Below are 17,884 nucleotides of genomic sequence, written 5' to 3' on the forward strand. Positions count from 1 at the left end.
CGAGACCGACCGTCTGCTAGGCTCCCGGCCTTGAACGCATTCCCCTGTGGGAGCGAGCTTGCTCGCGAAGACGCCATGTCAGCCGACACATGTGTTGCCTGACCCACCGCCTTCGCGAGCAGGCTCGCTCCCACAGGTCATGCATATCCGATCATTTTGCGTATCGAGATCCCCCCGCGTGCCCGACGCCATTCTGCGCCTTGCCCTGCCCTCGCCTCTGCGCCGCCTGTTCGACTACCGGGCGCCGGCGGGTGTGCGGCGCGAGCAATTGCAACCGGGCATGCGCCTGCGGGTGCCGTTCGGACGGCGCGAGCTGATCGGGATTCTGGTCGAGGTCACGGACACCAGCGAAGTCCCTGCGGAGAAACTCAAGCCGGCGCTGGCCCTGCTCGACACGACTACACCGCTGCCGCCGGCTCTGTTCAAACTGTGCCTGTGGACCTCGCAGTATTATCAGCACAGCCTTGGCGACACCTTGAACTGGGCCTTGCCGGTGCTGCTGCGTCAGGGCGAACTGGCCGAAGCCCGGCAGGAACGCTTCTGGTCGATCGCCCCAGGCGCCAGCGTTGACGACCCAAGGGTGGCCCGTGCGCCGCGCCAGCGTGAAGCGTTGACCACGCTGGCCCAGCATCCCCACGGCGTGGCCCATCAGTTGCTCAGCAAATTGATGCTGAGCAAGGACAGCCTTGATCTGCTCCTGGCCAAGGGGCTGGTGCAAGTGGAGATCCGCCGTCACGCCCCCGGTGCGCGCCACGAGCACTGGCTGGCGCAACCGGAGCTGCCGCTCAACAGCGAACAACGCGCAGCGTATGAAGCGATTCGCGCCGGCTTCGACAGTTATCACGCCTTTCTGCTGGCCGGCGTCACCGGCAGCGGCAAGACCGAAGTCTATCTGCAACTGATCCGCGAGACCCTCGAGGCGGGCAAGCAGGCGCTGGTGCTGATCCCGGAGATCAACCTCGGCCCGCAGACCCTGGCGCGCTTCGAGCAGCGTTTCAATGCGCGCATTGCCCTGCTGCATTCGGCGGTCAACGATCGCGAACGTCTTGAAGCCTGGCTCGCCGCCCGTGACGGCGAGGCTGACATCATTATCGGCACCCGCTCGGCGCTGTTCACGCCGATGAAAAATCCGGGGCTGATCATCATCGATGAAGAGCACGACGGCTCTTATAAACAGCAGGAGGGTTTGCGCTATCACGCCCGCGATCTGGCACTGGTGCGCGCGCGGCAGGAAAACATCCCGATCGTGCTTGGTTCCGCCACGCCGTCGCTTGAAAGCCTGCACAACGCCTACACCGGACGCTACGGCCTGCTGCGCCTGAACGAGCGCGCCGGCGGCGCCAGACAACCGCGTTTCCTGCGTCTGGATGTGAAAAGCCGTCCGCTGGACAGCGGCATTTCCGGGCCGATGCAGCAAGCCATCGGCCAGACTCTGGCCAACGGCCAGCAGGTGCTGGTGTTCCTCAACCGCCGCGGCTTTGCCCCGACCCTGCTCTGCCACGATTGCGGCTGGATGTCGGAGTGCTCGCGCTGCGATGCGCGCATGACCGTGCATCAGCGCTACGGTGAACTGCGCTGCCACCATTGCGGCAACGTCGAGCGCACGCCGCGCCAGTGCCCGAAGTGCAGCAAGGTCGATCTGCGTCCGGTAGGCGCCGGCACTGAACGTGCCGAGGAGCGCTTGGCGATTCTGTTCCCGGATTACCCGGTATTGCGTGTCGATCGCGACAGCACCTCGCGCAAGGACGCGATGAATCAGCTGTTCGCGACGATTCAGAAAGGCCAGCCGTGCATTCTGGTCGGCACGCAGATGTTGGCCAAAGGGCACCATTTCCCCCGGGTGACGCTGGTGTCGATTCTGGATGCCGATGGCGGCCTGTTCTCCGGCGACTTCCGCGCCAGCGAGCGCATGGCGCAACTGATCGTCCAGGTCGCCGGGCGCGCCGGGCGGGCGGAGGAGCCTGGCAGGGTGATCATCCAGACCCACTTGGCCGACCATCCTTTACTGGTGCAACTGACCGAGCAGGGTTATTTCGCCTTCGCCGAGCAGGCCTTGAGCGAACGCCGCGCCGCCGGGTTGCCGCCCTTTGCCCATCTGGCTTTGTTGCGCGCCGAGGCGCACAAGCCGGGGCAGGCGGAAGGCTTTCTCGATGAAGCGTGCAGCGAGGCCGAGCGTTTGCTGGCCGAATTGAATCTGAGCGGCATCGAATTGCTCGGGCCGGTGCCGGCACCGATGGAGCGCCGCGCCGGGCGTTATCGCGCGCAGTTGTTGTTGCAGGCAACCGCGCGGGCGCCGCTGCACCGCTTGCTGGCCAGCTGGATGCTGGTGCTGGAACAGATGCCGAGCGGGCGGGCGGTGCGCTGGTCACTGGATGTTGATCCGGTGGATTTGTATTGAAGAGCTGAAAGAGCAAAAGATCGCAGCCTTCGGCAGCTCCTACAGATAGATGCCGATTCCAGTGTAGGAGCCGCCGAAGGCTGCGATCTTTTGACTTTGATGTCACCACAAATCCACATCCTGCCTGCTAAGGTTGGCAAGCCCGTCTTCGCAACGGATAATGCCCAGTTTTTCCACCCGCGCATCGATGCGCCCGCCGCGCTTGCGGTCGAAAGAGAAGACCATGAAAGACACCATTCGCCAGCTGATCCAGCAAGCCCTCACCCAACTCGTCAACGAAGGTGTGTTGCCTGAAGGCCTGACGCCGGCGATCCAGGTGGAGAACGCCCGCGACAAGACCCACGGCGACTTCGCCAGCAATATCGCGATGATGCTGGCCAAGCCTGCCGGCATGAAACCACGCGATCTGGCGGAAAAGATCATCGCCGCACTGCCCGCCGACGAGAACGTCACCAAGGCCGAAATCGCCGGCCCGGGCTTCATCAACTTCTTCCAGAACACCCAGGCCCTGGCCGCGCGCCTCGACGCAGCGCTGGCCGATGCCCATGTCGGCGTACGCAAGGCCGGCCCGGCGCAGCGCACCGTGGTCGACCTGTCGGCACCGAACCTGGCCAAAGAGATGCACGTCGGCCATTTGCGCTCGACCATCATCGGTGACGGCGTGGCCCGCGTGCTGGAATTGCTCGGCGACGAAGTAATCCGCCAGAACCACGTCGGCGACTGGGGCACCCAGTTCGGCATGCTGATGGCTTACTTGCAGGAAAACCCGATCACCAGCGACGAGCTGTCCGATCTGGAAAACTTCTATCGCGCCGCCAAGCAGCGTTTCGACGAGTCCGAAGAATTCGCCGACCGCGCCCGTGGCCTGGTGGTCAAGCTGCAGGCCGGCGATGCCGAATGCCTGGCGCTGTGGACCCGGTTCAAGGACATCTCGCTGTCGCACTGCCAGAAGATCTACGAACTGCTCAACGTCAAACTGACCATGGCCGACGTAATGGGCGAAAGTGCCTACAACGACGATCTGATCAATGTGGTCAACGACCTCAAGGCTGCCGGCATGCTGGTCGAGAGCAATGGCGCCCAGTGCGTGTTCCTCGACGAGTTCAAGAACGCCGACGGCGACCCGCTGCCGGTGATCATCGTCAAGGCCGACGGCGGTTACCTGTACGCCACCACTGACCTGGCGGCCGTGCGCTACCGCAGCGGCAAGCTCAAGGCTGATCGCGCGTTGTATTTCGTCGACCAACGGCAGGCCCTGCACTTCCAGCAAGTGTTTGCCGTGGCACGCAAGGCCGGATTCGTTACCCATCCGATGGAAATGGAGCACATGGGTTTCGGCACCATGAACGGCGCCGACGGCCGTCCGTTCAAGACCCGTGACGGCGGCACCGTGAAGCTGATCGACCTGCTGACCGAAGCCCAGGAACGCGCCTACAGTCTGGTGAAAGAAAAGAACCCGAGCCTGGCCGAAGAAGAACTGCGCAACATCGCCAAAGTTGTCGGCATCGGCGCGGTGAAATACGCCGACCTGTCCAAGCATCGCACCAGCGATTACAGCTTCAACTTCGACCTGATGCTCAACTTCGAAGGCAACACTGCGCCGTACCTGCTGTACGCCTACACCCGCGTCGCCGGTGTGTTCCGCAAACTGGGCAAGGACTTCAGCGAAGTCGACGGCCAGATCGTCCTCGAAGCCGCGCACGAACAGGAACTGGCGGCGAAGCTGGCGCAGTTCGGCGAAGTGCTGAACAACGTTGCCGAAAAAGGCACGCCGCATATTCTCTGCACCTACCTGTACGACGTCGCCGGCCTGTTCTCCAGCTTCTACGAGAACTGCCCGATCCTCGCCGCCGACACCCCGGCGCAGATGCAGAGCCGTCTGCGTCTGGCTGCACTGACCGGTCGCACCCTCAAGCAAGGCCTGGAGCTGTTGGGTCTGGAAACTCTGGAGCGCATGTAAGTTGGCCGCCAAGAAAAAACCTGCACCCAAACGCGGCGCCAGCCGCTATCAGGCACCTGCGAAACAACCGATTCCGGGCTGGCTGTGGATGGCGATCGGCCTCACGGTCGGCGCGTTCATCGTGTTTCTGATGAAGCTGGAACCGGGCAAGGGCAGCGACACGGTCAAGCGCGAGAAAGTCGAGCAGCAGCAGAAAGCATCGAAGATCGCCGAGGCCAACAAGACTCCGCCGAGCCCGACGCAACCGGTGAAGCCGAAGTACGACTTCTACACACTGCTGCCGGAATCGGAGGTGATCGTGCCCCCGGACGCCGTACCGGAGAAAACTTTGCCGACGCCGCAAGTGCCGAGCATTCCGACCACGCCGGTGACCCCGGCCGAAGCGGCGAAAATCGACACGGCGCGAGCCCAGGCAGCCCTCGCCGGAATCACCCCGCCGCCAGCGCCACCGGTGAGCAAGGCCGCGCCAGTGACCAAATTCTTCCTCCAGGCCGGTTCGTTCCGTAAAGAGGCGGACGCCGACAAGGTCCGCGCGCAGATCATTCTGCTCGGCCAGGCAGTCTCGGTGGAGTCCGGCACGGTCAAGGATGAAACCTGGTACCGCGTGCTGGTCGGCCCGTTCAGCAACCGCGAACAACTGACCACAGCGCAGAAGCAACTGGCTGGCAGCGGCTTCAGCAACCTGCTGTTACAACAACGCCAGAGCCGCTGACCTGACGCCGGGCGGTTGTGGCGAGGGAGCTTGCTCCCGCTGGGGCGCGCAGCGCCCCCAAATCCTGTGTTTCCGTTACATCAGACCCACCGGGCTTACAGGATTTGCGACTGCTGCGCAGCCGAACGGGAGCAAGCTCCCTCGCCACAGTTGTTTGCATTTCCCGATATCACCGCTCGTCCCCTCCCCCGCACCACGGTTGAAATCCCTTTCACCACCCCCATATGAATGGGCATAAGGCATTTTCGCCCCGCTGCGTGGAGACTCTTCCCTTGACCACCATCGTTTCAGTCCGCCGCCACGGCAAAGTCGTCATGGGCGGCGACGGCCAGGTTTCTCTCGGCAATACCGTGATGAAAGGCAACGCCAAAAAGGTTCGTCGCCTGTACCACGGCCAGGTCATCGCCGGTTTCGCCGGTGCCACCGCCGATGCCTTTACCCTGTTCGAACGCTTTGAAGGCCAGCTCGAGAAACATCAGGGCCACCTGATCCGCGCCGCCGTCGAACTCGCCAAAGAGTGGCGCACCGACCGCTCCCTGAGCCGCCTCGAAGCCATGCTCGCAGTCGCCAACAAGGACGCCTCGCTGATCATCACCGGCAACGGCGACGTGGTCGAACCCGAAGATGGTTTGATCGCCATGGGTTCCGGTGGAGCCTATGCCCAGGCCGCTGCCAGCGCATTGTTGAAAAAGACCGACCTGTCGGCTCGCGAAATCGTTGAAACCGCGCTCGGCATCGCCGGCGACATCTGCGTATTCACCAACCACACCCAGACCATTGAGGAGCAGGATCTCGCTGAATAAGCCTGACGCGGCCCATGTGCCACGGCTTGTTTCTGCTTGAGGACCGTCAATTACTATGTCCATGACTCCCCGCGAAATCGTCCACGAACTCAACCGCCATATCATCGGCCAGGACGATGCCAAGCGCGCCGTCGCGATTGCCCTGCGCAACCGCTGGCGCCGCATGCAGCTGCCTGAAGAACTGCGCGTTGAGGTGACCCCGAAGAACATCCTGATGATCGGCCCGACCGGTGTCGGTAAAACCGAGATCGCCCGTCGCCTGGCGAAACTGGCCAACGCGCCGTTCATCAAGGTCGAAGCGACCAAGTTCACCGAAGTCGGTTATGTCGGCCGTGACGTCGAGTCGATCATCCGTGATCTGGCTGACGCTGCGATCAAGATGCTCCGCGAGCAGGAAATGACCCGCGTGCGCCACCGCGCCGAAGACGCGGCCGAGGATCGCATCCTCGACGCGTTGCTGCCGCCGGCACGCATGGGTTTCAGCAATGAAGAAGCGCCAAGCTCCGATTCCAATACCCGTCAGCTGTTCCGCAAGCGCCTGCGTGAAGGTCAGCTGGATGACAAGGAAATCGAAATCGAAGTCGCCGAAGTCTCCGGCATCGAGATTGCCACGCCGCCGGGCATGGAAGAGATGACCAACCAGCTGCAATCGCTGTTTGCCAACATGGGCAAGGGCAAGAAGAAATCGCGCAAGCTGAAGGTCAAGGAAGCACTGAAACTGGTGCGAGATGAAGAAGCCGGGCGTCTGGTCAACGAAGAAGAGCTGAAGGCCAAAGCGCTGGAAGCGGTCGAGCAGCACGGCATCGTGTTCATCGACGAAATCGACAAGGTTGCCAAACGCGGCAATGTCGGCGGCGCCGATGTCTCCCGTGAAGGCGTACAACGCGACCTGCTGCCGCTGATTGAAGGCTGCACCGTCAACACCAAACTGGGCATGGTCAAGACCGACCACATCCTGTTCATTGCCTCCGGTGCATTCCACCTGAGCAAGCCGAGCGATCTGGTGCCCGAGCTGCAAGGTCGTCTGCCGATCCGCGTCGAACTCAAGGCGCTGAGCCCGGAAGACTTCGAGCGCATTCTCAGCGAACCGCACGCCTCGCTCACCGAGCAATACTGCGCGCTGCTGAAAACCGAAGGCCTGAACATCCAGTTCCAGCCCGAAGGCATCAAGCGCCTGGCGGAGATTGCCTGGCAGGTCAACGAGAAGACCGAGAACATCGGTGCCCGGCGCCTGCACACGCTGCTCGAGCGCTTGCTTGAAGAGGTGTCGTTCAGTGCCGGCGATCTGGCCAGCGCCCACGATGACAAGGCGATCCTGATCGACGCCGAGTACGTCAACGGCCACCTCGGCGAATTGGCGCAGAACGAAGATCTTTCCCGTTATATCCTGTAGGTCACTTCTCCCTGTAGGAGCTGCCGAAGGCTGCGATCTTTTGACTTGATCCTGAACAAGCAAAATCAAAAGATCGCAGCCTTCGGCAGCTCCTACAGGGGCTCATCACAGTCGGATGACCTGCAATGACTACTATTCCCACCGACATCAAACTGCACAAAGCCTCGAAAACCCTGACGCTCAAATACCCGTCCGGCGAGGAATTCACCCTGCCCGCCGAGTTTCTGCGCGTGCACTCCCCCTCCGCCGAGGTCCAGGGCCACGGCAAACCGATTCTGCAATTCGGCAAGCTCAACGTTGGCCTGAGCAAACTTGAGCCCGCCGGCAACTACGCACTGAAACTCACCTTTGACGACGGTCATGACAGTGGCTTGTTCACTTGGGAATACCTCTACCAACTCGGTAAACGCCAGGAAGAACTCTGGGACGATTATCTCGCCGAGCTGCGCGCTGCCGGAAAGTCCCGCGATCCGAACGAGTCGTTCGTCAAGCTGATGCTCTAGTCCGTGGGTCTCGCTCTTTAGAGGGCATTTTCTAATTTCATCTGTTTGAATGCTGCGCGCATGCGGCCCCGGATCGGCTGCTTGCGAAAAAATTTAAACTCGGGTAACCAATGGAGCTGGCAAGTTCCCTGCAGTGCTCTACGACTGTAAAGCAACCATGCAGAATCAACGGTCACCCGAGCAGTAGTACCCGGCATTGGCTGTGGAAGCGACAGCACAAAACCGGGTACTCGTCTCAGGACAATGGAGCGTCGTAGATGAGTGACAAGAATAACGATGACCTGAAGTACCAAGCCTCCGAAAACACTCTGGGGCTGAACCCTGTCGTCGGGCTGCGCGGAAAGGATCTGCTGGCCTCTGCTCGAATGGTGCTGAAACAGGCCATCAGACAACCGATTCACAGCGTCAGGCATGTGACCCATTTCGGCCTTGAGCTGAAAAACGTGCTGCTCGGTAAATCCGCTCTGCAACCGGCCAGCGATGATCGCCGTTTTGCCGACCCGGCCTGGAGCCAGAACCCGCTGTACAAACGTTATCTGCAAACCTATCTGGCCTGGCGCAAGGAACTGCACGCCTGGATCGACGACAGCAGCCTGTCACCCAAAGACATCGCTCGCGGGCACTTCGTCATCAACCTGATGACCGAAGCCATGGCCCCGACCAACACGGCGGCCAACCCGGCGGCGGTCAAACGCTTCTTCGAAACCGGCGGTAAAAGCCTGCTCGATGGCCTCTCGCACCTGGCCAAGGATCTGGTGCACAACGGCGGCATGCCGAGCCAGGTCAACATGGGCGCGTTCGAGGTCGGCAAGAGCCTTGGCGTCACCGAAGGCGCGGTGATTTTTCGCAATGACGTGCTGGAGCTGATCCAGTACCGGCCGATCACCGAGCAGGTTCACGAGCGTCCATTGCTCGTAGTGCCGCCGCAGATCAACAAGTTCTACGTCTTCGACCTGAGCCCGGACAAGAGCCTGGCGCGCTTCTGCCTGCGCAATAACGTGCCGACCTTCATCGTCAGTTGGCGCAACCCGACCAAGGCCCAGCGCGAGTGGGGCCTGTCAACCTACATCGAAGCGCTGAAGGAAGCGGTTGATGTGGTCACGGCGATCACCGGCAGCAAAGACGTCAACATGCTGGGCGCCTGCTCCGGCGGCATCACCTGCACCGCCCTGCTCGGCCACTACGCAGCGCTCGGCGAGAACAAGGTCAATGCCCTCACTCTGCTGGTCAGCGTGCTCGATACCACGCTGGACAGCGACGTCGCTCTGTTTGTCGATGAGCAAACCCTCGAGACTGCCAAACGCCATTCCTACCAGGCCGGTGTGCTCGAAGGCAAAGACATGGCCAAGGTCTTCGCCTGGATGCGCCCCAACGACCTGATCTGGAACTACTGGGTCAACAACTACCTGCTCGGCAACGAGCCGCCGGTGTTCGACATCCTGTTCTGGAACAACGACACCACGCGCCTGCCCGCCGCGTTCCACGGCGACCTGATCGAGATGTTCAAAAACAATCCACTGGTCCGTGCCAATGCACTGGAAGTGTGCGGCACGCCGATCGACCTCAAGCAGGTGACCGCCGACATTTTCTCGCTGGCCGGCACCAACGATCACATCACCCCGTGGAAGTCCTGCTACAAGTCTGCACAGCTGTTCGGCGGAAAAGTTGAATTTGTGCTGTCGAGCAGTGGCCATATCCAGAGCATTCTCAATCCGCCAGGCAACCCGAAGTCGCGCTACATGACCGGCGAAGAGATGGCGGCGACGGCCGATGACTGGCAGGAAAACTCGACCAAGCACACCGATTCCTGGTGGCTGTACTGGCAAGCCTGGCTGGCCGAGCGCTCGGGCAACCTGAAAAAGGCCCCGACGAAACTGGGCAACAAGGCGTATCCGGCGGGCGAGGCTGCGCCGGGCACCTACGTACATGAGCGGTAACTGACACCACCCGGCCGCTGTAGGAGCTGTCGAGTGAATCGAGGCTGCGATCTCTTGATGTCGTCGTCAAAGATCAAAAGATCGCAGCCTCGCTTCGCTCGTCAGCTCCTACCGGATACGGGTGGACTTGAAATCTACAGGGCCTGAAGCATGCCGCAACCGTTCATATTCCGCACCGTCGATCTGGATGGCCAGACCCTCCGCACGGCGGTGCGCCCCGGCAAGCCTCATTTGACGCCCTTGCTGATTTTCAACGGCATCGGCGCCAACCTCGAGCTGGTGTTTCCGTTTGTCGCGGCACTGGACCCGGATCTGGAGGTGATCGCCTTCGACGTGCCCGGTGTCGGCGGTTCGTCGACACCGAACCGGCCATACCGCTTTCCCGGTCTGGCCAGACTGACGGCACGGATGCTCGACTATCTCGACTACGGTCAGGTCAACGTGATCGGCGTGTCGTGGGGCGGCGCCCTGGCGCAGCAGTTTGCCTACGACTTCCCGGAGCGCTGCAAGAAACTGGTGTTGGCGGCAACCGCTGCCGGTGCGGTGATGGTGCCGGGCAAACCGAAAGTGCTGTGGATGATGGCCAGTCCGCGCCGCTACATCCAGCCGTCCCACGTGATCCGCATCGCGCCGATGATCTACGGCGGCTCGTTCCGCCGCGACCCGACGCTGGCCGCCAGCCATGCGGCGAAAGTGCGCTCGGCGGGCAAGCTCGGTTACTACTGGCAGCTGTTCGCCGGCCTAGGCTGGACCAGCATTCACTGGCTGCACAAGATCCATCAGCCGACGCTGGTGCTGGCCGGCGATGACGATCCGCTGATCCCGCTGATCAACATGCGCGTGCTCGCCTGGCGCATTCCCAATGCGCAATTGCACATCATCGATGACGGCCATCTGTTCCTGATCACCCGCGCCGAAGCCGTGGCGCCGATCATCATGAAGTTCCTGCAGGAGGAGCGTCAGCGCGCCGTCATGCACCCGCATCCAACCCCGCTGGGCGGCTGATCGCGGCGGCAGGTTTTATGCAGGTCTTTTTCATCAAGTGCGCGGCAGGACGCCGCGCAGGCAGCAGCCCGCAACAGCGTCTATGGTGTTCTGGTTCGGTGAGTGTGTTTTTGCCCTGAAGACGAAGGAGTGTTGAGTCATGCGCGAAAAACCAGCGACGGCCGTGGTGCCCAGCCCCGCCGTGTTTATCAACGCCCAAAGTGCGATCACTGGCCTGCGTGGCAAGGATCTGCTGTCGACGCTGCGCAGTGTGGCCGTTCATGGCCTGCGCAATCCGCTGCACTGCGCGAAGCACGCAGTGAAATTCGGCGGGCAACTGGGCCGCGTACTGCTCGGCGAAACCCTGCACCCGACCAACCCGCAGGACAGCCGCTTCGCCGATCCGACATGGAGCCACAACCCGTTCTACCGACGCAGCCTGCAGGCGTATCTGGCCTGGCAGAATCAGGTCAAAAGCTGGATTGATGAAGGTGATATGAATGCCGAAGATCGCGCCCGTGCGCACTTCGCTTTCGCTCTTCTCAATGACGCCGTGGCGCCGTCCAACACCTTGCTCAATCCGCTGGCGGTCAAGGAGTTGTTCAATTCTGGCGGACACAGTCTGGTGCGTGGTCTCAGCCATCTGTTCGATGATCTGTTGCACAACGACGGACTGCCTCGGCAAGTCACCCGACAGGCGTTCGAGGTCGGCAAGACTGTGGCGACGACCCCCGGGGCAGTGGTGTTTCGCAACGAAATGTTCGAACTGATCCAGTACAAATCGATGAGCGAAAAACAGTACGCCAAGCCCTTGCTGGTGGTGCCGCCGCAAATCAACAAGTACTACATTTTCGATCTGAGCCCGCAGAACAGCTTCGTCCAGTACGCCCTGAAGAATGGCCTGCAGACTTTCATGATCAGTTGGCGCAACCCCGATGTACGCCATCGCGAATGGGGCCTGTCGAGTTACGTCGAAGCAGTCGAAGCCGCGATGGACATCTGCCGGGCCATCACCGGCGCGCGGGAGGTGAACCTGATGGGCGCCTGCGCCGGCGGCCTGACCATCGCCGCCCTGCAAGGCCATCTGCAGGCCAAACGGCAACTGCGCCGGGTCGCCAGTGCGACGTATCTGGTCAGCCTGCTTGACAGCCAGATCGACACCCCGGCCACGCTGTTCGCCGACGAGCAGACCCTCGAAGCGGCCAAGCGTCGCTCCTATCAGAAAGGCGTGCTCGACGGCCGCGACATGGCCAAAGTCTTCGCCTGGATGCGCCCCAACGATTTGATCTGGAGCTACTTCGTCAACAACTACCTGCTGGGCAAGGAGCCACCAGCGTTCGACATCCTCTACTGGAACAACGACAACACCCGCCTGCCGGCGGCGCTGCACGGTGATCTGCTGGACTTCTTCAAACACAACCCGCTGACCCACCCCGGCGGTCTCGAGGTCTGCGGCACGCCGATCGATCTGCAGAAGGTCAATGTCGACAGCTTCAGCGTCGCCGGCATGAACGACCACATCACGCCGTGGGACGCGGTGTATCGCTCGACCCTGCTACTCGGTGGCGAGCGACGTTTCGTGCTGGCCAACAGCGGCCACGTGCAAAGCATCCTCAACCCGCCGAGCAATCCGAAAGCAGCTTATGTCGAGAACGGCAAGCTGAGCAGCGACCCGCGCGCCTGGTACTACGACGCCAGACATGTCAACGGCAGCTGGTGGCCGCAGTGGCTGGAGTGGGTTGCGCAGCGCTCTGGCGCCGAGCACGAAACCCGCACCACCCTCGGCAACCCGAACTATCCACCGATGGAAGCGGCACCCGGCACCTACGTGCATGTGCGCTGACGCTTAACCGAACTTTTCTAAGAAGACTGGATGAAAACCCGCGACCGGATTCTCGAATGTGCGCTGCAACTGTTCAACGAAAAGGGCGAACCGAACGTCTCCACCATGGAGGTGGCCAACGAAATGGGGATCAGCCCCGGCAACCTCTACTACCACTTCCACGGCAAGGAGCCGCTGATTCTGGGCCTGTTCGAACGCTTCCAGCATGAACTCGCCCCCCTGCTCGACCCACCGCCGGAGGTGGAACTGGCGCCGGAGGATTATTGGCTGTTTCTGCATTTGATCGTCGAGCGTCTGGCGCAGTATCGGTTCCTGTTTCAGGACCTCTCAAACCTTGCCGGTCGGCTACCGAAACTGGCCAAGGGCATTCGCAACCTGCTCAACGCCTTGAAGAGGACGCTGGCATCGCTGCTGGCGCGATTGAAAGCTTCGGGGCAACTGGTCAGCGACACCCAGGCGTTGGGGCAGCTGGTGGAGCAGGTCACCATGACGTTGCTTTTCTCTCTGGATTACCAGCGGATCCTCGATCGGGAGGGCGAGGTTCGGTTGGTGGTCTATCAGGTCATGATGCTGGTGGCGCCGCATTTGCTGCCGCCGGTGAAGGTGGCGACAGAGCGGATGGCACTGCAATACCTTGAGGATCACGAGTAACTCAGAATCAAAAGATCGCAGCCTTCGGCAGCTCCTACATTTGGAATGTACTCCCCTGTAGGAGCTGCCGAAGGCTGCGATCTTTTAATGCACAAACAAAAACGCCCGACCTTCACAGGCCGGGCGTGTTTGATTCGTCCTGAAATCAGGACTGACTGGATGGCGTCGACGGAGTCGATGCTGCAGTCGGAGTAGCTGCTGCCGTGGGTGCCGCAGCGGAGTTTGCCGCGTTGGCCGGAGCTGTTGGCGCAGTCGATGCCGCGGCGGCCGGTTTCGGCGCAGCGGCTTTCGGCGCGGCCGGTTTTTTTACTGCAGGCTTTTTCGCCGCAGCCGGCTTGGCCGCAGCCTTCGCAGCGGGTTTGGCGGCAGCGGTTTTCACTGCTGGCTTGGCCGCTGGTTTCGCTGCAGTTTTAGCGGCCGGTTTTGCTGCCGCTTTGGTTGCTGGTTTCGCAGCGGTCTTGGCGGCAACCGGTTTGGCTGCCGCTTTGGCCGCAGGCTTGGCTGCTGCTGTTTTCGCGGCCGGCTTGGCCGCAGCTTTCGAAGCAGGTTTTGCCGCCGCTTTGGTAAGTGGCTTGGCTGCGGTTTTCGTCGCAGGTTTGGCCGCCGCAGTTTTGGTAGCCGGTTTCGCCGCCGCGGTTTTCGCCGCTACAGGCTGAGCCTTAAGACCGGTGAGTTTTTCGATCTGTTTCGTCAGCGTATCGACCTTGGCGTTGAGTGCCTTGACCTCATTGCGGCTCGGCACACCAAGACGCGAAATCGCGCTGTTCAGGCGCTTGTCAAAAGCCCCTTCCAGCTCGTCCCACTTGCCCAGTGCGCGGTCTTTCACGCCGCTGATGCGCGACTTGGCCGAAGAGGTCGAGTCCTCGACTTTCTTGCCGACCGCAGACTTGGTGAGCTTCTCGGCTTTCTCGCCGTCCTTGACCAATGCATCGAAGAGTTTGCTGCCGTCAGTGTCGATCTTCGAGTACACGCCCAAACCAGCCAGCCAGATTTTGCGGGAGTAAGACTCGACCTTCCCGACCCACGAGCTGCTTTCTTTATCGGTGTTCTTTTTGCCAGCCATCCCGTTCTCCTTAAGATTTTCGCGCGACGCGTTCGAGCAATGCCGTCAGCTCATCGAGCTTAGCAGAGAGTGCCTCAACGTCATGTTTAGACGGAATGCCGATACGATTCAAGGCGCTGGCCACACGGTTGTCGAAGGCCTTCTCGACCTTGTCCAGCTGAACCTCAACGCGGCCCTTGAACGAGCTGACCTGAGTGGCCGCGTCATCGATCTCGGCATTGGCCGCGAGGAGTTTTTCAGTGACGGCTTTTTTGCCTTTCTTTTCAACAGTTTGACCGGCGGCGATCAACTCGTGAAAGTACTCGCTGCCCTCCTCACCGACCTTGGTGTAGGCGCCCAGACCCGCCAGCCAGATCTTGCGGGCATAGGATTTGACGTTGCTCAACGTCGAAGTCGGAGCGTCGATTTTTTTCTTCAAAATAACTTTGGCCATGGTGCACCTCACGCGCAGAAGGTTTGAGGAACTGCCGGACGAGTGTCGGGCTGAGGCACAAAGTAGGTAGAAAAATTAGAAAAGGCACCCTAACCAGCGGGCGCAACTTTATATAAATGTGGGAGCGAGCCCGCTCGCGAATGCGTCATATCAGCCAACATTTCAGTCAACTGACACACCGCTTTCGCGAGCAGGCTCGCTCCCACAGGGGGTTGGCTTTCAATCTGGAAAATCAGGCCAGGGCTTTGTCGAGGGCTTTTTCGATCTCGGCTTTGATCATGCCGCTCATGGCCGACATCATCAGGCCCAGCTCGACGTCGACCCTGATCGAATCGTCCGCGACATGCACTTCGCCTTTCACGCCCGAGCGCTTGAGATTGAGGGTGTCGCCCGACCATTGCGGCTCCAGGCCATATTGTTCATTGAGTTTCCTGGCCAGCTTGTCGGCCTTCTCGCGGGCGGCTTCCTTGCCCAGGGTGTGGGCACGCTCAACACTGATTTTGGCCATGGAATGACTCCTGATGATTGATTGGCTGACATGGAATCTTGACCGCATCTGCGGCAAATCGTCCCGAAGGTTGCCCATCTTACCTTTAGCCATTCCAAGACAAAGCATGGCTTGGGGATTAGAATGTCGCGCATTCTCTTTTGGTGACAGCGATATGACTGATCAGCGCAAAGGCAGCGATGCCGAACCCACCACTCACTTCGGCTTCAAAAACGTTCCGGAAAGCCAGAAAGCGGAAAAAGTCGCTGAGGTTTTCCATTCCGTAGCCGCTAAATACGACCTGATGAACGACCTTCTGTCGGGCGGCATGCACCGTCTGTGGAAGCGTTTCGCGATCGAACTTTCCGGCGTGCGCAGCGGCAACCGTGTGCTCGACATTGCTGGCGGCACCGGCGACCTGACTCGCAAGTTCTCGCACCTCGTTGGCCCGACCGGGCAAGTCGTGTTGGCCGATATCAACGAATCGATGCTCAAGGTCGGCCGTGATCGCCTGCTGGATCTGGGCGTTGCCGGCAACGTCGAATTCGTCCAGGCCGACGCGGAAAAGCTGCCGTTCCCGGACAACCACTTTGACTGCGTGACCATCGCCTTCGGCCTGCGCAATGTCACGCACAAAGAGGACGCCCTGCGTTCGATGCTGCGCGTGCTCAAGCCCGGTGGACGCCTGCTGGTGCTGGAATTCTCCAAGCCGACCAATGCGCTGATGTCCAAAGCCTACGACGCTTACTCGTTCGCCTTCATGCCGCTGATGGGCAAGCTGATCACCAACGACTCGGACAGCTATCGCTACCTGGCCGAATCGATCCGCATGCACCCGAATCAGGAAACCCTGAAGTCGATGATGGTCGAGGCCGGTTTCGACCGCGTGACCTATCACAACATGACCGCAGGCATCGTCGCCCTGCACCGCGGCATCAAGCCCTGATGTTGCTCACCGGGCTGCTCGCCAGCGTCGAACTCGGCCTCAACCGGGTGCTGCGTCTCGACAGCACGGCACTGCCGCGTCTGGCGCATCTGACCGGCAAGGTGATTGCCGTCGACTGCCGCAGCCCGGCGCTGCAACTGTTCATCCTGCCCAGCGATGAAGGCCTGATGCTGGCTTCACAGTGGGCAGCGGATGTCGATTGCACGCTGCGCGCCCCGGCCTCGAGCCTGGTCAAACTGGCCCTGAGCAAAGACAAGACCGCGGTGCTGCACGCCCCGGAAGTCGAGCTCGATGGCGACAGCGGCGTGTTGCTGGAGTTGGCCGGCGTGCTGCAAGACCTCGAGCTGGACTGGGAGTACGAGCTCTCGCGCTGGCTCGGCCCGGTCGCCACGCAACTGCTCGGTGGCCACCTGCGCAGCCGCGCGCGCTGGTATCAACAAGGATTTGCCAGCCTCAACCAGAATCTTGCCGAATACCTCGCCGAAGAATCGCGCACCCTTGTCGGGCAGCGCGAAGCGGAAGCGCGGTTCAGCGAACTGGACCGGATCAAACTTGATCTGGAACGACTCGAGGCGCGTTTCGAGCGCCTTTCCCGATCCCTCGACCCAAGCGATAACGCATGAAGCTGCTTGCCGTCCGCCGTCTGTTGCGCATCCAGCGCGTCGTGATCCGCTACCGCCTCGATGACCTGCTGTTCGATCTGCCGCTGCCGTGGTTTCTTCTGGCAGTGCGCTTTTTGCTGCCGTGGCGCTGGCTGCCGCGCAAGCAACTGGAGCTCAACCGTGGCGCGCGCTTGCGTCTGGCTTTGCAGGATCTGGGGCCGATCTTCATCAAGTTCGGGCAGATTCTCTCGACCCGTCGCGACCTGCTGCCGGAAGACATCGCCGATGAGCTGATGCTCCTGCAGGATCGCGTGCCGCCGTTCGATTCGCAGCTGTCGGTCAAGCTGATCGAAGAACAGCTGGGCAAGAAAATCAGTGAAGTGTTCAGCCGTTTCGACGTCGAACCGCTGGCCTCGGCCTCGGTGGCGCAGGTGCACGCGGCGCAGCTCAAAAGCGGCGAAGAGGTGGTGGTGAAGGTCATTCGCCCTGGCCTGAAACCGGTGATCGCGCAGGATCTGGCATGGCTGTTCATCCTCGCCCGTGCTGCCGAGAAATTCTCCGCCGACGCACGTCTGCTGCACCCGGTCGATGTGGTGCAGGACTACGAAAAAACCATTTACGACGAACTCGACCTGTTGCGCGAGGCGGCCAACGCCAGCCAGTTGCGCCGCAACTTCGAAGGTTCGCAGCTGCTGTATGTGCCGCAAGTCTATTGGGACTGGTGCCGGCCGAAAGTGCTGGTGATGGAGCGCATCTACGGGATTCAGGTCACTGACCTGGCGACCCTCGCCGACCAGCGCACCGACATGAAAATGCTCGCCGAGCGCGGTGTGGAGATCTTCTTCACCCAAGTGTTCCGCGACAGTTTCTTCCACGCCGACATGCACCCGGGCAACATCTTCGTCAGCACCGTCAACCCGTGGAGCCCGCAGTACATTGCGATCGACTGCGGCATCGTCGGCAGCCTCACACCGGAAGACCAGGACTACCTGGCGCGTAACCTGTTCGCCTTTTTCAAGCGTGACTATCGCCGCGTGGCGCAGTTGCACATTGACTCGGGCTGGGTGCCGGCGGAAACCAAGCTCAACGAATTCGAAGCGGCGATCCGCACCGTGTGCGAACCGATCTTCGAAAAACCGTTAAAAGATATTTCCTTCGGTCAGGTACTG

17 protein-coding genes are annotated in these 17,884 nt (G+C 61.1%); 13 read left to right on the forward strand and 4 right to left on the reverse strand.

All coding sequences use genetic code 11. The features are described 5' to 3' along the window. The first annotated feature begins 178 nt into the window (after positions 1 to 178). Positions 179 to 2,398 carry a primosomal protein N' gene (locus tag VNV36_RS02615; RefSeq protein WP_325715967.1) on the forward strand — a complete coding sequence of 740 codons (2,220 nt, stop codon included), beginning with the start codon at positions 179 to 181 and terminating at the stop codon, positions 2,396 to 2,398. Between the two features lie 102 nt (positions 2,399 to 2,500). Here the strand turns inward: VNV36_RS02615 and VNV36_RS02620 are convergent, their stop codons facing one another. Beyond that, complete coding sequence (locus VNV36_RS02620) at positions 2,501 to 2,623, reverse strand: hypothetical protein (RefSeq protein ID WP_325715969.1); 123 nt, start codon at positions 2,621 to 2,623, stop codon at positions 2,501 to 2,503. Between VNV36_RS02620 and argS the strand changes: the two genes are divergently transcribed. The 9 genes from argS (at position 2,622) to VNV36_RS02665 (ending at position 13,184) form a co-directional block, all read left to right on the forward strand. Then, a complete protein-coding gene (argS, locus tag VNV36_RS02625) occupies positions 2,622 to 4,358 on the forward strand; it encodes an arginine--tRNA ligase (protein ID WP_325715971.1) in 1,737 nt (578 codons plus the stop codon). The genes VNV36_RS02620 and argS overlap by 2 nt on opposite strands. 1 nt (position 4,359) lies before the next feature. Continuing rightward, positions 4,360 to 5,070 (forward strand): SPOR domain-containing protein, encoded by a 711-nt coding sequence (locus VNV36_RS02630; protein WP_325715973.1) that lies wholly within the window; start codon positions 4,360 to 4,362, stop codon positions 5,068 to 5,070. Between the two features lie 272 nt (positions 5,071 to 5,342). Then, the gene (gene hslV / locus VNV36_RS02635; protein ID WP_007968352.1) at positions 5,343 to 5,873 is read left to right on the forward strand and encodes an ATP-dependent protease subunit HslV; all 531 of its coding nucleotides are present in this window, start codon (positions 5,343 to 5,345) and stop codon (positions 5,871 to 5,873) included. A 55-nt stretch (positions 5,874 to 5,928) separates the two neighbouring features. Then, positions 5,929 to 7,266, forward strand: a complete 1,338-nt coding sequence (gene hslU, locus VNV36_RS02640) for an ATP-dependent protease ATPase subunit HslU (RefSeq protein WP_325715976.1) — start codon at positions 5,929 to 5,931, stop codon at positions 7,264 to 7,266. 125 nt (positions 7,267 to 7,391) lie between these two features. Next, positions 7,392 to 7,769 (forward strand): gamma-butyrobetaine hydroxylase family protein, encoded by a 378-nt coding sequence (locus VNV36_RS02645; protein WP_325715979.1) that lies wholly within the window; start codon positions 7,392 to 7,394, stop codon positions 7,767 to 7,769. 257 nt (positions 7,770 to 8,026) lie between these two features. Continuing rightward, a complete protein-coding gene (phaC, locus tag VNV36_RS02650; RefSeq protein WP_325715981.1) occupies positions 8,027 to 9,706 on the forward strand; it encodes a class II poly(R)-hydroxyalkanoic acid synthase in 1,680 nt (559 codons plus the stop codon). 150 nt (positions 9,707 to 9,856) lie between these two features. After that, positions 9,857 to 10,711, forward strand: a complete 855-nt coding sequence (phaZ, locus tag VNV36_RS02655) for a poly(3-hydroxyalkanoate) depolymerase (protein ID WP_325715983.1) — start codon at positions 9,857 to 9,859, stop codon at positions 10,709 to 10,711. Between the two features lie 139 nt (positions 10,712 to 10,850). Continuing rightward, positions 10,851 to 12,533 (forward strand): class II poly(R)-hydroxyalkanoic acid synthase, encoded by a 1,683-nt coding sequence (phaC, locus tag VNV36_RS02660; protein WP_325715985.1) that lies wholly within the window; start codon positions 10,851 to 10,853, stop codon positions 12,531 to 12,533. Between the two features lie 30 nt (positions 12,534 to 12,563). Further along, on the forward strand, positions 12,564 to 13,184 hold the full coding sequence (locus tag VNV36_RS02665; protein WP_325715987.1) for a TetR/AcrR family transcriptional regulator: 621 nt from the start codon (positions 12,564 to 12,566) through the stop codon (positions 13,182 to 13,184). Positions 13,185 to 13,329: 145 nt separating this feature from the next. On the opposite strand, the gene VNV36_RS02670 is transcribed toward VNV36_RS02665, so the two are convergent. From VNV36_RS02670 to VNV36_RS02680, 3 genes are all read right to left on the reverse strand, one after another. Beyond that, positions 13,330 to 14,247: a phasin family protein gene (locus VNV36_RS02670; RefSeq protein WP_325715989.1), complete on the reverse strand. Its 918-nt coding sequence runs from the start codon at positions 14,245 to 14,247 to the stop codon at positions 13,330 to 13,332. 10 nt (positions 14,248 to 14,257) lie between these two features. Continuing rightward, positions 14,258 to 14,680: a phasin family protein gene (locus VNV36_RS02675; protein ID WP_325715991.1), complete on the reverse strand. Its 423-nt coding sequence runs from the start codon at positions 14,678 to 14,680 to the stop codon at positions 14,258 to 14,260. A 232-nt stretch (positions 14,681 to 14,912) separates the two neighbouring features. Beyond that, positions 14,913 to 15,188 (reverse strand): polyhydroxyalkanoic acid system family protein, encoded by a 276-nt coding sequence (locus VNV36_RS02680; RefSeq protein WP_310404165.1) that lies wholly within the window; start codon positions 15,186 to 15,188, stop codon positions 14,913 to 14,915. Between the two features lie 154 nt (positions 15,189 to 15,342). On the opposite strand from VNV36_RS02680, the gene ubiE reads away from it, so the two are divergent. The 3 genes from ubiE to VNV36_RS02695 form a co-directional block, all read left to right on the forward strand. Beyond that, positions 15,343 to 16,113: a bifunctional demethylmenaquinone methyltransferase/2-methoxy-6-polyprenyl-1,4-benzoquinol methylase UbiE gene (gene ubiE, locus VNV36_RS02685; RefSeq protein ID WP_325715994.1), complete on the forward strand. Its 771-nt coding sequence runs from the start codon at positions 15,343 to 15,345 to the stop codon at positions 16,111 to 16,113. Next, positions 16,113 to 16,736 carry a ubiquinone biosynthesis accessory factor UbiJ gene (locus VNV36_RS02690; RefSeq protein WP_016772070.1) on the forward strand — a complete coding sequence of 208 codons (624 nt, stop codon included), beginning with the start codon at positions 16,113 to 16,115 and terminating at the stop codon, positions 16,734 to 16,736. The genes ubiE and VNV36_RS02690 overlap by 1 nt, the downstream gene beginning before the upstream one ends. Beyond that, positions 16,733 to 17,884 (forward strand): AarF/UbiB family protein (locus VNV36_RS02695; protein WP_325715997.1); only part of this gene is annotated, 1,152 nt, incomplete at its 3' end. The genes VNV36_RS02690 and VNV36_RS02695, both read left to right, overlap by 4 nt.

This window comes from Pseudomonas sp. (assembly GCF_035554175.1).
Classification (GTDB): Bacteria; Pseudomonadota; Gammaproteobacteria; order Pseudomonadales; family Pseudomonadaceae; genus Aquipseudomonas.